Below are 14242 nucleotides of genomic sequence, written 5' to 3'. Positions count from 1 at the left end.
ACCGGAGATAGGCGCCAGTATTCTTGGCGGGAACCCGATCGCCGATCGTCTTGACCTGACACTCGCTCGACGTGCTCGACCAGCGCGCCTTGAAGGCGACATGGGGCGTGATCACTCTGGGACGAAGCGTTGCGCTATGGCGTCGCGCCGTAACGCTCAAGTAGCCGGATAATCTCCGCCTGTTGCGCCTTTGCCTCAGGCGAACCGCTGCCGCCACGGCCGGTCTGCCGCGTTGCAAGCATCATTGGCGTCGAATCATTCCCGTTCTTACGCAAGGGGTCCGCGCCGCCGTCCAGCAGCGCGCTCGCCGCCGCCGCGCACCGAGTTCTGACGGCGCGATGCAAAGGTGTCACGCTGTTCTTGTCGATGGCGTTGGGATCGGCCCCTGACGCGATCAGGCAGGCGACGGTAGCGGATTGGGCGACCGGATTCCACCTGGGCGACCCCGGAATCCCATCGGTGGCATAGTGGAGCGGTGTCGCGCCCAGCCGGTTTCTCGCGGCGACGTCTGCCCCAAGGCTGATCAGCTTGCCCACGATCTCAGGCCGATGGGCCGCCGCCGCGACGTGAAGCGCCGTGTCGCCGGTATAAACATGGTGCTTGATCTCGGTGAAAGAGTTGCCTGCCGCCGTCCGCGTCGCCCCTCTTTCAGGGTCGCCCCGGCGAGAGCGGGAGAGGCGGTCAGCAAGTCGAGCACGGCTGCGTCGTCAGCCGATGCGATCGCCTTCATCAGGCGCTGGAGTTCAGCGTCATCGCTCATGGTCTGCTGCAAACCCCTTTTGTTCGGGAATTCACCGACGAAGTGTATGTCCGACAACGGCAGCTCGCCACCCCGACTGAAGTTTGGAATGTCCGCTCAGTGGAACTGGATGCGTCGCCAGTGTGATGTGACCGCTTCGGGCGGCTTTCTGCATACCCTGATCCGCAAGGCCTCATCGCCTGCCGCGCCCATAGGCCATGAACAATTGCAGGAGCGGAAACACATCTGTGTTCAGCCCCCATACCGCTTGCGCAGATGATCGGTGAAATGCGCGGCGTCGAGCTTCTCGCCGGTGGCGCGTTCGAGCAGTTCGGGCGTCGACCAGTGTGAGCCCTGCGACCAGATCTTGTCGCGGCGCCAGCCGTTGATGGCCTCGAAGTTTCCCTTCGCAAGGTCGTCGTCGGCGGAAGGATGCTTGCTGGTCAGGGCCGCCCACTGCTGCGCTGCCATCATGGCGCCCAGCGTATAGGACGGGAAATAGCCGAAGGCCGCACCTGGCCAATGCACGTCCTGCATCGGTCCGTCGGCCGGGTTGTCGATGGTCGACAGGCCAAGATACTCCCGCATCTTGGCGTCCCACGCCTCGGGCAGGTCGGCAGCCTGCAGCCGCCCCGAGACAAGCTCCTGCTCCAACTCGTAGCGCAGGATGACATGCAGCGGGTAGGTGACCTCGTCGGCGTCGACGCGGATCAGGCCGCGCTCGACCCGGTGTACATGGGGCAGGATGTCGTCGAGCGACCAGGCTTCGCCGAGATGCTTTTCGACCACGGGCAGCGCCCAGCGCCAGAATTCGGGGTTGCGGCCGATCTGCTTCTCGACGAACAGGCTCTGGCTTTCATGCACCGCCATGCCGCGCGCCTTGCCCAGCGGCCAGTGCGCCCAGGCCTTCGGCAGGTTCTGTTCGTAGAGCGCATGGCCGGTCTCGTGCAGCACGCCCATCAATGCCGACAGGAAATCCGAGGTCTTGTAGCGGGTGGTGATGCGCACGTCGCTCGGCACGCCGCCGCAGAAAGGATGATGCGACACCGACAGCGAGCCATGGGTGAGGTCGAAGCCAACCGCCGCCATCATGGCGAGGCCAAGCTCGCGCTGCCGGTCTATCGCATAGCTGCCCGAGAGTGGCTTAAGCGGATGGCTGGCCAGCCGCGCTTCCTGAACGGCCAGCGCCTCAGGCACGAAGCCTTTCAGGAACGTCTTCAACTCAGTGAAGACCGGCGTAATGTCGGCGGCGCGGTTGCCGGGATCGTATTGCTCCATCAGCGCGTCGTAGGGATCAAGGCCGAGCGCATCGGCGCGCAGTGCGGCCTCCTCGCGGACCAGCGCGATGACACCTTCGAGTGCCGGCAGGAAGCCGGCCCAGTCGTTCTTGGCGCGAAGGTCACGCCAGAGCTGCTCGGAGCGCATGCGCGCCACCGTCTGGCGCTCCACTAACTCGACCGGCAGGCAGGTCAGGTTGGTGTATTGCCGGCGCAATTCCCGGACTGCCGCCTGCTGCTCCTCGTTCAGCACCTCCTGTTCGGCGGCAGCGAGCCAGTCGGCGATTTCCGGCGCCGTTGCCCGGGCATGCAGCATGCCGGCCAGGGAAGACATGGCTTCGGCGCGCTTCTCACCGCCACCGACGGCCATGTGGGTCGCCTCGTCGGCGCCGAGGATGGCGAGCGCATGTTCCAGCGCTTCAAGCTTGTGGCCGAGATCATCGAGTTTCTGAAAGGACATGGCAGGTTCCGCGTTTTGGACGGCGGGAAAAGATACCAATGCGCCAGGCTTGGCAACCCTGCACAAGTGTCGGTTAATGGGGGCAAGGCGGCGCAAGCTTGCACGCCGTGGCGGGCGTGCTCAATATGGCCCGACGGCGTGATGCCGCCCTGGGGGGAGAACGACATGATCGCCAACATACTGGTCGGGCTGGTGGCGCTGATCCACTGCTACATCGTCTATCTGGAGATGGTGGCGTGGGACACGCCACGTGGCCACAAGGCGTTCAACCTCAAGCCGGACTTCGCCAGTGCCTCGAAAGTGCTTGCCGCCAATCAGGGGCTCTACAACGGCTTCCTTGCCGCCGGGCTGATCTGGGGCCTTTATCTCGGCGCGGACGGATTCCGGATCAAGGTGTTCTTCCTGCTTTGCGTCGCCACCGCCGGGCTCTATGGCGCGGCGACCGCCAGCAGGAAGATCCTGTATATCCAGACCGTGCCAGCGGTGGTTGCGCTCGTCGCGCTCTGGCTCGGCTGGTAAAAAGACGCCCCCGGACCAGATCCCGCGGGCGTCAGACTGTCCTGTCCTCATTCTTTGGATATCCGAGGATATCGCAGCGGGTTCTCAGCCGTTCGGATAATTGCCGCCGTCGGAACCGTCACCGATCATGAAGCCACTACCGGTATCGGACATCAGAGCTTGATCGACATTGTCGAGCCGGCGCAGCAGGTCGTGATATTGCGCGGCCGGGATCCGGCCATGATCCGAGCCAGCGACCCGTTCGGCGGCCTGGCTGATATGCGCCGCGCGCAGATGCAGCCGATGCGCTTCGGCCGACGTGATCGCGTTGGCCTGCCTGGCATCAGTGATGCCCTGGTCGACGCCCTGTATCTGCTCGATCAGGCCGGTCACGCGCGGACCGGTCATGTCGGTCGGGTCGCTGGCGTCGAGGGCGCCCTTGTGATGATGTCCGGCGGCATAGGCGCCGGCGAGCGGAACGGCGATCAGAAGTGTGGTGAGGGCTGCAGTCCTGAGAGTCTTCAAAGAACGCATGATGTGCGTCTCCTCCTGCTTTGGAAGGGGTAAGCGCTTTCGCTCCGCCTTCCCGACGCGGGCCGTCGGGTTCCGTCGCGTCGCGATGGGAGGCATCGCCGGCGGTTCTCGGCCCTGCTCGGCAAATTAGGAGCCCGGAAACGTGAAGTGTAATTAAAAAAAGATAATGTTTTCAGGCCTTGCCGAGGTCGACCTGCGCCCTAGAGTTGAGACGTCGGAACAAATTCGCGTGACCAACAATCACCGTTCGGTGAGCTTCAGTTCAATGCGGCGGTTCTTGTTGCGGGCCTCTTCGGTGTCGGCGGGGTCGAGCGGCTGAAATTCGCCGAAGCCGGCGGCGACCAGCCGATTGGCGGGCACGCCATTCTCGATCAGGAACTTGACCACCGACGTCGAGCGCGCCGTCGACAGCTCCCAATTGTCGCGATAGCGGCCGGTGCCGGACAGCGGCTTGTTGTCGGTGTGGCCGTCGACGCGCAGCACCCAGTTGATCTCCGGCGGAATTTCCTTTTGCAGTTCGATGATGGCGTCGGCGAGCTTCTTCATCTCAACCTTGCCGGCATCGTTGATCACTTCGGAGCCGGTCGGAAACAGCACTTCCGACTGGAAGACGAAGCGGTCACCGACGATGCGGATGTTCTCGCGGTCGGCGAGGATTTCGCGCAACCGGCCGAAGAAGTCGGAGCGGTAGCGGTTCAGCTCCTGCACGCGCTGCGCCAGCGCGACGTTCAGCCGACGGCCGAGATCGGCGATCTTGGTGTTGGAATCGCGGTCGCGGGTTTCAGAGACGTTGAGGGCGTCCTCGAGCGCGCCGATCTGCTTGCGCAACGCCGCGATCTGCTGGTTGAGGATCTCGACCTGGCTCAGCGCCTGCTGGCTGATCTGGCGCTGGTTGTCGAGTTCGCCGCCCAGTTGAGCCGCACGCTGGTTGGCGGCGTCGCCGGCACCCGCACCTTGCGCCAGCAATTGCTCCAGCCGGCTCTTCTCGGCTTCCGCCGCCGACAGCGAGGCTTGCAGATTGGCCAGCGAATCATCCTTGTCCTGCGCCGTCGATCGCTCCAGCGCCAGCAACTGCGTCAGTTCGTTGATCTGCGAGTTGAGGCGCGAGAGCACGGTGTCCTTGCCGGAGAGTTCGCGGCCGAGCAGGAACTGCGCCAGCACGAAGACGGTGAGCAGGAACATGATGGCGAGCAACAGCGTCGACAGTGCGTCGACGAAGCCCGGCCAATAATCGATGCGGCGGTCGGTGCGCCGGCCCCTGGCGAGCGCCATGCTAGTGCACCCCGGGCTTCTTCAGGGCGTCGGCGATCTTTTCCAGCGTGTTGCGCATCGCCTTCTGCTCGTCCGACTGGGCTTCGACCCAGTCGCGCATGATCTGCTGCTCGGAGCGCATGTTCTTGACCAGGCCGGAAATGCCGTCGGCGAGATTGGCCATGGCGGTGGCGACGCGCGGATTGGAGCCGCCGCCGTTTTCCTGCATGCTGCGCAGCCGCTCCGACAAAAGGCGGATCTCGTCGGAAGGCTCGTTCTTGGCCGGATCGGCAACGACGATGTCGGAGGAGAGATCGGTGACCGAGGACAGCCAGTTTTCAAGCTCGGTGTAGAAGCGGGTCTGGGCGCGGCCGGCCTGCAGGTCGAGGAAGCCGAGCACCAGCGAACCGGAAAGGCCGAACAGCGAGGACGAGAAGGCCGTGCCCATGCCGGCCAGCGGCGCCGACAGGCCCTGTTTCAACGATTCGAGCACGGCGGCGGCGTCGCCGGTGCCGGGATCGAGCGATTCGATGGTCTCGCGGATCGAGCCGATGGTGTTCAAAAGACCCCAGAAGGTGCCGAGCAGGCCGAGGAACACCAGCAGGCCGACGAGGTAGCGCGAGGTGTCGCGGCTTTCGTCGAGGCGGGTGGCGATCGAATCCAGCATGGTGCGCATCGAGGAGGTCGAGAAGGCGATCGTCGAGGAACGGCCGATCATCGCCTTCATCGGCGCCAGCAGCACCGGTTCGGTGGTTTCGGAGCCGGCGCGGAAGGAATTGACCCAGCGCACTTCGCGAAACAGCCGTCCGACCTGGGCGAAGGCCAGCAGGATGCCGACCGCCAGCACACCGATGATAAGGCCGTTGAGGCCCGGATTGGTGGTGAAGGCGCTGGAGATCTGGCGGGTGAGGATGGCGGCGATGAAGGCGACGATGACCAGGAAGATGACCATGGTCAGGAGGAAGACCTGTGGGCTCGACAGCTTGTGCGGATCGTACATCAGGACATCAGAGCGCCTGCCCACGCCGAAAGATCTGAGAAAAGCCATCCGTGCCCCGTTTCCGATGCTCTTTATTTGCCTTGACGCAATTCCGAACGGGAAACCGCTCACACTTTCCCGGACTTACTCCAGTGCCGCCGATCACGTAATTCGCGACTCTAAACGGAATTGTGACCAAATTGAATGGCGCTTGGCAATATTGCCCGACAGATCGGGCCGCGCTCCGCCTTTCAGAGGCGGTTGATAACCAGGCAGTCGACCATGGCGGCAAGATGCAGTCCGGCACCGGTGATGACGAAGCCATGCCAGACGGCATTGTGGAAGCGCAGCCCCTTCCAGGCGAAGAAGATGACGCCGCAGGAATAGACGATGCCGCCGGCGACGATCAGCGCGATCGACGTTGTCGGCAATGTCGCGACCAGGGGCTTGACCAGAACGATGCCGCTCCAGCCGATGGCGAGATAGAAGACTATGGCCAGGTGGTCGAAGCGGCCGGGCAGAAATACTTTTATGGCGATACCGGTCACAGCTGCGGTCCAGACCAGGACAATCATCGGCAGCGCCAACGGCGAGCCGTCGAGCTGGGCCAGAAAGGGCGTGTAGGTAGCGGCGATCAGAAGGTAGATCGCTGCATGGTCGAAGCGCCGCAAGATCCATTTTGCCGGCGATGTCACCGGCCACAGATTGTAGGTGAGCGACACCGACAGCACGGTCAGCAGCGATACCACATAGAAGGCGACGGCGATATATTCGCCCGGACCGGCATGGAAAGCGGCTAGCGCCAGCAAGGTCGAGCCCGCCGCTATCGCCAGCACAATGCCGACGGCATGGACGATGCCGTCGGCGATCATCTCCGCACGCGAATACTGCCAGCGCCCGACAAAGGGGATATCGATTGGCGTTTCTGGCGGGGATAGTGGCGGCATGCGCGAAGGTCCTTCGTCCCCCCCTTTATCTGGGCGGTCGCCGGGCAGTATTTCAAGCTTTGGTTGCGGTTTTGCGACTGCGGCGCTTCAGCGCGCCGAGATCGGCTTCTTCACCGCCTTGAGCAGCGCGCGCTGGATCACTTCGTTGCCGGCAACGACCGAGCCGGCGTTGAGCATGTCCTGGCCGCCATCCATGTCGGAGACGAAGCCGCCGGCTTCGCGGACCAGCAACAGGCCGGCGGCAATGTCCCAGGCCGACAGGCCGGTTTCCCAGAAGCCGTCCATGCGGCCAGCGGCGACATAGGCGAGATCGAGCGCGGCCGAACCCAGGCGGCGCACGCCGGAGACCTCGGCCATCACATTGCGCAGCTCGACCAGGAAATTGCCGTGCTGGCCGCGGCCGAGATGCGGGATGCCGCAGCCGATCACGCAGTCGGTGAGCTTGATACGGCCGGCAACGCGCAGCCGGCGATCGTTCATGAAAGCGCCGCCGCCGCGCTCGGCGGTGTAGAGCTCGTCCATCGCCGGATTGTAGATGACGGCGGCGACGAGCTGACCCTGGCGCTCCAGCGCGATCGAGATGGAAAAGATCGGAATGCCATGCAGGAAATTGGTGGTGCCGTCGAGCGGGTCGACGATCCAGCGGTGCTGGTCGTCGTCGCCTTCGACCGCGCCGCGCTCTTCCATCAGGAAGGCATAGCCCGGCCGCGCCTTCGACAGTTCGGCAAACAGGATGTCCTCGGCCTTGCGGTCGGCCTGGCTGACATAGTCGCCTGGCCCCTTCATCGACACCTGCAGGTTCTGCACCTCGCCGAAGTCGCGCGACAGCGAGCGGCCTGCCTTCATGGCGGCCTGGACCATGACGTTGAGAAGTGCTGAGCGTGCCATAGTGTTTTTTCCTGCTGCTGCGCCTTAGGTCAGTCTGCGCGGCGCATGTAGGTGAGTTCGTTGGTGTCGACGACGATGCGTTCGCCGGCGCCGATGAATGGCGGCACCAGCACGCGAATGCCGTTTTCCAGCACCGCCGGCTTATAGGAAGACGCCGCCGTCTGGCCCTTCACCACCGGATCGGCTTCGGTGATGGTCAGCGTCACCTGGTCGGGCAGCGAAATGCCGATCGGCCTGTCCTCATAAAGCTGGACGGTCACCATCATGCCGTCCTGCAGGAAAGCGGCGCGATCGCCGACGAAATCCTTCGCCAGTTCGAGCTGCTCGTAGCTCTGGGTGTCCATGAACACCAGCGCGTCGTCCTGTGCGTAGAGGAAGGAAAAATCCTTCAGGTCGAGCCGGATCTGCTCGACGGTCTCAGCCGAACGGAAGCGTTCGTTGAGCTTGGTGCCGTTGATCAGGTTCTTCAGTTCGACCTGGTTGTAGGCGCCGCCCTTGCCGGGCTTGACGGTGTTGGTCTTGACCGCCACCCAGAGGCCGCCATCGTGCTCGATGACATAGCCGGGACGGATTTCGTTGCCATTGATCTTGGCCATGATGATGTTGATCCGGGAATGAGATGGTCGCTGGACAAGCGATTTCGGGCTCCCAAGACCACAAATCACCCGAAGAGGCAAGGGAGCGGGCAGGTCGGCGCCAACCGGAAGCCATCGATATCAGCAAGTCGAGCACTGGATGCGGCGCCGACGCAGGCACCATCAGCTGTGCTGATTGACAACCGAACCGACCGCGTCGGCGATGGCCTCGGCGACCTTCGTCAGCCGATGGATATGCGGCGAGCGCAGGGCGACAACTTGCATGGACAGGTGGAGGCGCTTCGTCTCGACAAGTGTCACGCCCTGCGGAAGCTGCTTGCCGAAAAGGCGCATTGGCATCAGGCCAACACCATGGCCGCGGCGCACCCATTCCAGCTGCATGGTCGGGTCCTGGATTTCGGCGGCAATGGATAGTCTGCGGCCGTCATCGCCAAGAGCGGCAAGCAAAAGCTGGCGCGCATCGCACGGCGCCGGGCTCAAGATCCAGGCAGCATTTTTGAGGTCGGGTATCTGCCGCGCCTGCTCGTTCGTCACGATGCCGAGACGTTCGATGCCGATGCAGGCATCGCCGTCATCGTTGCCGCCTGCGCGCAGCACGATGGCGAGGTCGATCTGCCCGCGATCGAACTGATCGACAAGTTCGGCGCTCCAGCCGGTCTTGAGCCGCAACGACACTTTAGGGAACGCCGCTGCGGCATTGGCGATAGCCTCCGCCACGTCACGGTCGGAGAGGCCATGGGCGAGACCAAGGCGAAGCAGGCCTTCCGGCTCTGCCTTCCCGGCAAAGGATTTCAGCGCCTCTACGGAAGCGAGAATGTCGCGGCCGCGCGCCAGCACTTCTTCCCCCGCCGGCGTCAGTCGAGGAGGCTTTTGCCGGCGGTCGAGCAGCGTCGTGCCAAGCATGTCCTCCAACCGCTGGATCTGCCTTGTCACGGCCGGCTGCGTCAGCGGCAGGCGTCGGGCGACCTTCTGGATCGAACCCTCCTCGGCAAATAGGGAAAGCGTGCGCAGTTCCTCAAGCATCGCCGCAATCATGTTCTGTGAGCATAATTATGCTAAACATTATGAATTTGAAATCCATGGCCTTGCAAGCGATTTTCCTTTCAAAGCAAAGGACGACGGCAATGAAGGCAATCGAACTGCAGAACCCAGGCGGCATCGCCTATCTCAAGATGGTCGAACGGCCAATGCCCGAACCCGGCCGTCAGGAGATGATCATCAGGGTTAAGGCCACTGCGCTCAACTACCGCGATGTCGAGATCGCGCGCGGCAGCTACCACACGACATTCCCCTTGCCGCTGATGCCGCTTTCCGACGGCGTCGGCGAGGTCGTTGCCGTTGGCTCCGAGGTCAGCCGCTTCAAGGTCGGCGATCGTGTCTGTGGCACCTTCTGGCAACGCTGGGTCGGCGGCAGCTTCGCCATGGCCGAACCTTCTTACCAGCGCGGCGGTCCGATCGACGGTTTGCTTGGCGAATTCGCCCGGCTGGACGAACAGGCGGCTGTCATGGTCCCGGCGCATCTCTGCGATGTCGAGGCGGCGACATTGCCTTGCGCCGCCGTCACCGCCTGGCATGCGCTGTTCACCGAAGGCCATCTCAAGCCGGGCGAAACCGTGCTCAGCCTCGGCACCGGCGGCGTGTCGCTGTTTGCCCTGCAGTTCGCGAGAGCCGCCGGCGCACGCGTTATCGTTACGTCGAGTAGCGATGAGAAACTTGCCCGCGCGAAAGAGCTCGGCGCGCATGACGGCGTCAACTACCGCGACAATCCGGACTGGTCGTCAGCCGTGCTGGCGCTGACCGATGGCCGTGGCGTCGATCACATCATCGAAGTCGGCGGTCCGCAAAGTTTCGCGCAGTCGCTGAAGGCGTCGGCGCGCGGCGCCCAGATCAATGTCATCGGTTATCTCGGCGGCAGCGAAGGGGCAATCAATCCGCTCGACATCTTCCGCCGTCAGGTAAAGGCACGCGGCATACCGGTCGGCTCACGCGAGTCCTTCGAAGCGATGAACCGGGCGCTTGCCGTCAACCGGCTGCGGCCGGTGATCGACCGGGTCTTTGCCTGGACAGAGGCAAAGGAAGCTTTTCGGCATCTCGAACATGGCTCGCCCTTCGGCAAGGTCGTGCTCGATCATCTCAGGTGATGTCGCCCGTCAGGGCAGGCGGTTGGCCTTCTGCAAGGCCTGCTTGGTCTGGTCGTCGGTCAGCCCTTGCAGGAAATCGTCCATCTCCGGATCGATAAGGCCGGCGCGGCGGGCGACCACATACCAGGCCCCGGCCAGGATCAGGTCGGGATCGGTGCCGATACCGCCCATGTAAAGCTTTGCCAGACGGTTCTGGGCGGCGACGTTGCCGCCTTCCGCTGCCTGCTTCATCCAGTTGAAGCCGGATTTCAGGTCGCGAACACCACCGCGGCCTTCGATCATCCAGGCGGCAAGATCGATCTGCGCGGTGTCGTAGTTCTGCCTTGCGGCCTGCGCCAGCAGGCGGCGCGCCTGGGCATCGTCGTGCGGCTTGCCGCCGACGCCATTGGCATAGACCTGCGCCATCGCATACTGGGCGTCGGCAAGGCCGGTCGCCGCGGCCCGCTCATAATAGGGCACGGCCCTGGCGATGCCGGCATCGCCAGGATCCTGCTGCACAAGCAGCTGCGCGAAGTTGAACTGCGCCAGGCGATTGCCGGCTTCGGCGGCGGCCTGCATCAGGGCGTAGGCTCCCTTCTCGTCCTTCTTGACGTAGCGGCCGTCGAGCAGCATCAGCGCGTACTGGAACTGCGATTCCGGGATGCCCTGTTCGGCGGCCTGCGCATACCATTTGGCGGCCTCCGCCGGGTTGAGCGGCACACCCAGCCCGCGCGACAGGATCTCGGCCACCAGCGTTTGTGCCGCCGGGTCGCCATTCTGGGCCCGCACCAGCGCCAGATTGTAGGCGGTCTTGTAGAGGCCGCGCTGGAAAGCGCCATAGGCCGGGTCCGCCGGCTTGGCGCCGAAACGCTCGGGATTGATGGCGTCGGCCGAGGGCAGCGGTGCGGTCGTCGCGGGCTGCGGCAGCGGGGTGTCGATCGGCTTGTCGACATGAACGCCAGAACCCGTGGCGCCGGTGTTTGGGGCGCCGGCCTTTGCGGCAGCCGCATCGGGGGCCTTCGCATCCGGTGCGCTGATGTCGGGTGCGCTGGTATCGGGCCTGGGCTGCGGCAGCGGAATGGGTTCCGCCGCCATCGCCGCCCCGCTCATCAAGGCCGCAACGAAAACCGCGATAGCAAGTCCTGGTCGGCGCACGTCAGTCCTCGAAGCGCGGCGCGGTTTCGTCGAGCAGCGCATTGGCGGCAGCAATCGCCGCTTTCGGATCGGCGGCGTCGGCGAAGACAGCGCTGGACAACGCCACGAATTCGGCGCCGGTGTCCGCCACTGCCTCAACCGAGGCCAGGTCCGACCCGGCCATGACGACGCAAGGGATCTGGATCATGTCGGCCCACCAGCGGCCGAGTGACAGATTGCGCGGATGCGGTTCCGGCTTGTTGTCGTAGCCGAAGCGGCCGAAGAAGATGTAATCGGGCCTGGTTTCGCCGAGCTCCAGCGCGTCGTCGCGGGTCTTGGCGCCGCCGGCGCCGACCATCATCTTGCCCTCGAAGTGCTCGATGGTCTCGGCGAGTGCGTCCTTGGAGACCTCGACATGAATGCCGTCGGCCTGAACGCGGCCGGCAATGCGGGTGTCGCCAGCGATGATGACGGCGATACCGGCCGCCTGCGCCACAGGCACGATCTGTTCGGCAAAGGCCTGGAAGGCAGCCTCGTCCATGCCATTTTCAGGCAGGATCAGCGAAGCGACGTCGCCGCCCTCAAAGGCCGCCGCAATGCGCTCGGCCGGCACGTCCTTGGGCGCGATCAGCACGATGCGGCAGCGGTTGGGGGGTGTTGCGTCGTTCATTGGCTTTCGATCCGGGATTTCGCCTATGCCGGGCGAAGATGGTTGCAATGCGGCATAGAGCAAAGCGCCCGCCTTGAACAGGCGGGCGAGGATCGATGCGATGGCTTGGTTTACGATCGCCGGCGAGCGGCCGGTCTGCGTCTCATTTGACGGCTTGCGGGCTTTCGACCGGCGGTTTGGCTTTCCACAATGTCCAGCCGAGGTTCATGCCGGCTGCCGCGATCAGGATGGCGGCGGCGCCGACGAGTTGGGCCGGATGCAGCCGGTGGCCGAACGCAATGACATCGACCAGGATCGCCACGACAGGATAGATGAAGGACAGCGATCCCTGCAGGTGTGTCGGCAGTTTCTGGATGGCGCCATACATCAATATGTACACCAGGCCGGTGTGGACGACGCCAAGCGTCACCAGCATGGCCCAGCTCCACGTGTCGGCGGGCAAATGGGAGAGGTTGGCAAAGGGCGCCAGCATGACGACGCCGACGCAGACCTGGATCAGCGCGATAAGATGCGGTGGGGTCCCCTTCAGCTTTTTGGCGACGATGGCCGCGACGGCCCAGAAGAAGGCCGCGCCAAGCGCCATGACGATGCCGGTGACATAATCGGTGCCGACGATGCCGGAACCGGCATCGGGCCCTGTCTGCACGATCAATAGCATGCCGGCGAAGGCGATGCCGAGCCAGGTCAGCTTGGTCAGGGTCAGCCGCTCGCCGAAGAACAGCGCGCCGAAACCGACCAGCATGAACGGCTGGGTGTTGTAGACCGCCGTGGCGATCGAGATCGAGGCGCGGGAAAACGCGCTGAACAGCAACAGCCAATTGATGACGATGGCCGCCCCGCCGATAGCGGCGATGGCAAGAATGCGCAATGTCAGCCTGCCGCGCAGCAGCCCAAGTGCTGCACAGGTGATGAGCAGCGCCACCGCACCGAAGGCGCAGCGCCAGAACACCACGTCCATGACGGGCTGGCCCGACATGACGACGAACCAGCCGATCGTGCCGATGATTGTCATCGCCGCCGTCATCTCGATCGTGCCGCGCATCGTGCTGTCCATGACAATACCTCTGATATCTGTTTGAGGCTGGATAATCTCATGCGGTCCTGAGGGTTTATATGCCTTATGAAAGGTGATATGCGGGCATGGCCTAATTTAATAAGGCGATCTTCGCCTTTTGCGAGGGAATGAAATGCTGGACGATCTGGACAGAAAGCTTCTCGACATCCTGGTCAAGGATTCCAGGACTTCATTGAAGGAACTGGCGCAGCAGGTCGGGCTGTCGTCCCCCAGCGTGTCCGAGCGGCTGCGGCGGCTCGAGGAGCGCGGGGTCATCCGCGCCTTCACTGTCGAGATCGACCCGGAGGCGCTGGGCTATCCGCTGCAGGCGATCGTGCGTATCCGGCCATTGCCGGGCAAGTTGCATATCGTGCAGCAGCTGATCGAGGAGATCCCCGAGTTCGGCGAATGCGACAAGGTCACCGGCGACGATTGTTTCGTGGCGCGACTTTATGTGCGTTCGATGAGCGAGCTCGACAAACTGCTCGACCGCATCGCCGACAAGGCCGAAACCAGTACCGCCATCATCAAGGCGCAGCCGATCCGGCGCCGCCCGCCGCCGATGGGGAATGCTTAGAGTTCCAGCTTGTAGCCGATGTGGCTGGCCTTGAAGCCGAGCCGGTCATAGAAGCGGTGCGCGTCGTGGCGGCTCTTGTTGGTGGTCAGCTGGACAATTTTGCAGCCGCGTGCGCGGCATTGTTCGACCGCCCATTCCAGCAGGCGCTGTCCCAGCCTTTCACCGCGCCGGTCGGCGGCGACGCGAACAGCCTCGATCTGGCCGCGCCAGGCGCCCTGCAGCGACAGGCCGGCAAGATAGCTGATCTGCAGCGTGCCGATGACGCGGCCGCCGTCCGTCATAACGGCCAGAAACAGGTTGGGGTCGGCGTTCACAGACGCAAAGGCGTCGCGATAGGCTTTGGCCAGCGGTTCGCTTGCGTCTTCGCGGCTGCGGCCGAGCGGATCGTCCGCAAGCATGGCGACGATGGCCGGCAGGTCAATTTCCTCGGCGCGGCGGATCTGGACTTCGCTCATTCTAGAAACCTCATGCGGGGACGGTGCCTTATGCATCGACGGCAATCGTGCCGCAAATCCGAC

General features: G+C 63.8%; 16 protein-coding genes. 3 read left to right on the top strand and 13 right to left on the bottom strand.

The genetic code is table 11. From position 1 onward, the window contains the following. Window positions 1-134: 134 nt before the first annotated feature. Both AC1D1L_RS10480 and AC1D1L_RS10475 read right to left on the bottom strand, forming a co-directional pair. Window positions 135-605 carry an ankyrin repeat domain-containing protein gene (locus tag AC1D1L_RS10480; RefSeq protein ID WP_477341462.1) on the bottom strand — a complete coding sequence of 157 codons (471 nt, stop codon included), beginning with the start codon at window positions 603-605 and terminating at the stop codon, window positions 135-137. A gap of 386 nt (window positions 606-991) precedes the next feature. Beyond that, entirely contained in the window at window positions 992-2476 is a 1485-nt protein-coding gene (locus AC1D1L_RS10475) for a carboxypeptidase M32 (RefSeq protein ID WP_477341015.1), read from the bottom strand. Between the two features lie 165 nt (window positions 2477-2641). Here AC1D1L_RS10475 and AC1D1L_RS10470 point away from each other — a divergent pair, with 165 nt between their 5' ends. Continuing rightward, entirely contained in the window at window positions 2642-2995 is a 354-nt protein-coding gene (locus tag AC1D1L_RS10470; protein WP_477341013.1) for a DUF1304 domain-containing protein, read from the top strand. An 84-nt stretch (window positions 2996-3079) separates the two neighbouring features. Here AC1D1L_RS10470 and AC1D1L_RS10465 read toward each other — a convergent pair whose 3' ends face one another. The 7 genes from AC1D1L_RS10465 to AC1D1L_RS10435 form a co-directional block, all read right to left on the bottom strand. Further along, a complete protein-coding gene (locus AC1D1L_RS10465) occupies window positions 3080-3508 on the bottom strand; it encodes a hypothetical protein (RefSeq protein ID WP_477341011.1) in 429 nt (142 codons plus the stop codon). A gap of 240 nt (window positions 3509-3748) precedes the next feature. Next, window positions 3749-4780: a peptidoglycan -binding protein gene (locus tag AC1D1L_RS10460; protein WP_112559682.1), complete on the bottom strand. Its 1032-nt coding sequence runs from the start codon at window positions 4778-4780 to the stop codon at window positions 3749-3751. A 1-nt stretch (window position 4781) separates the two neighbouring features. After that, on the bottom strand, window positions 4782-5807 hold the full coding sequence (locus tag AC1D1L_RS10455) for a MotA/TolQ/ExbB proton channel family protein (protein WP_477341009.1): 1026 nt from the start codon (window positions 5805-5807) through the stop codon (window positions 4782-4784). A 182-nt stretch (window positions 5808-5989) separates the two neighbouring features. Next, on the bottom strand, window positions 5990-6685 hold the full coding sequence (trhA, locus tag AC1D1L_RS10450) for a PAQR family membrane homeostasis protein TrhA (RefSeq protein WP_477341007.1): 696 nt from the start codon (window positions 6683-6685) through the stop codon (window positions 5990-5992). Between the two features lie 87 nt (window positions 6686-6772). Continuing rightward, the gene (locus tag AC1D1L_RS10445) at window positions 6773-7573 is read right to left on the bottom strand and encodes an inositol monophosphatase family protein (RefSeq protein WP_477341005.1); all 801 of its coding nucleotides are present in this window, start codon (window positions 7571-7573) and stop codon (window positions 6773-6775) included. Between the two features lie 29 nt (window positions 7574-7602). Then, window positions 7603-8169: an elongation factor P gene (gene efp / locus AC1D1L_RS10440; RefSeq protein WP_112559678.1), complete on the bottom strand. Its 567-nt coding sequence runs from the start codon at window positions 8167-8169 to the stop codon at window positions 7603-7605. Window positions 8170-8331: 162 nt separating this feature from the next. Continuing rightward, window positions 8332-9192 carry a LysR family transcriptional regulator gene (locus tag AC1D1L_RS10435; RefSeq protein WP_477341003.1) on the bottom strand — a complete coding sequence of 287 codons (861 nt, stop codon included), beginning with the start codon at window positions 9190-9192 and terminating at the stop codon, window positions 8332-8334. A 101-nt stretch (window positions 9193-9293) separates the two neighbouring features. Here AC1D1L_RS10435 and AC1D1L_RS10430 point away from each other — a divergent pair, with 101 nt between their 5' ends. Beyond that, complete coding sequence (locus tag AC1D1L_RS10430; protein WP_477341001.1) at window positions 9294-10310, top strand: zinc-dependent alcohol dehydrogenase family protein; 1017 nt, start codon at window positions 9294-9296, stop codon at window positions 10308-10310. 9 nt (window positions 10311-10319) lie between these two features. Here AC1D1L_RS10430 and AC1D1L_RS10425 read toward each other — a convergent pair whose 3' ends face one another. The 3 genes from AC1D1L_RS10425 to AC1D1L_RS10415 form a co-directional block, all read right to left on the bottom strand. Continuing rightward, the gene (locus AC1D1L_RS10425) at window positions 10320-11384 is read right to left on the bottom strand and encodes a tetratricopeptide repeat protein (RefSeq protein WP_477340999.1); all 1065 of its coding nucleotides are present in this window, start codon (window positions 11382-11384) and stop codon (window positions 10320-10322) included. A gap of 61 nt (window positions 11385-11445) precedes the next feature. Continuing rightward, window positions 11446-12093, bottom strand: a complete 648-nt coding sequence (locus tag AC1D1L_RS10420; protein ID WP_477340997.1) for a thiamine phosphate synthase — start codon at window positions 12091-12093, stop codon at window positions 11446-11448. Window positions 12094-12235: 142 nt separating this feature from the next. Further along, window positions 12236-13147 (bottom strand): DMT family transporter, encoded by a 912-nt coding sequence (locus AC1D1L_RS10415; protein WP_477340995.1) that lies wholly within the window; start codon window positions 13145-13147, stop codon window positions 12236-12238. A 133-nt stretch (window positions 13148-13280) separates the two neighbouring features. On the opposite strand from AC1D1L_RS10415, the gene AC1D1L_RS10410 reads away from it, so the two are divergent. Continuing rightward, the gene (locus AC1D1L_RS10410) at window positions 13281-13724 is read left to right on the top strand and encodes an Lrp/AsnC family transcriptional regulator (protein ID WP_112559821.1); all 444 of its coding nucleotides are present in this window, start codon (window positions 13281-13283) and stop codon (window positions 13722-13724) included. On the opposite strand, the gene AC1D1L_RS10405 is transcribed toward AC1D1L_RS10410, so the two are convergent. After that, window positions 13721-14179, bottom strand: a complete 459-nt coding sequence (locus AC1D1L_RS10405) for an N-acetyltransferase family protein (protein WP_477340993.1) — start codon at window positions 14177-14179, stop codon at window positions 13721-13723. The genes AC1D1L_RS10410 and AC1D1L_RS10405 overlap by 4 nt on opposite strands. Between the last annotated feature and the right edge of the window lie 63 nt (window positions 14180-14242).

The sequence above is a fragment of the Mesorhizobium sp. P2_D6 genome (genome assembly GCF_056404315.1).
The sequence above is the reverse complement of the archived record's forward strand: the minus strand, read 5'-3'. Positions and strand labels throughout refer to the sequence as shown.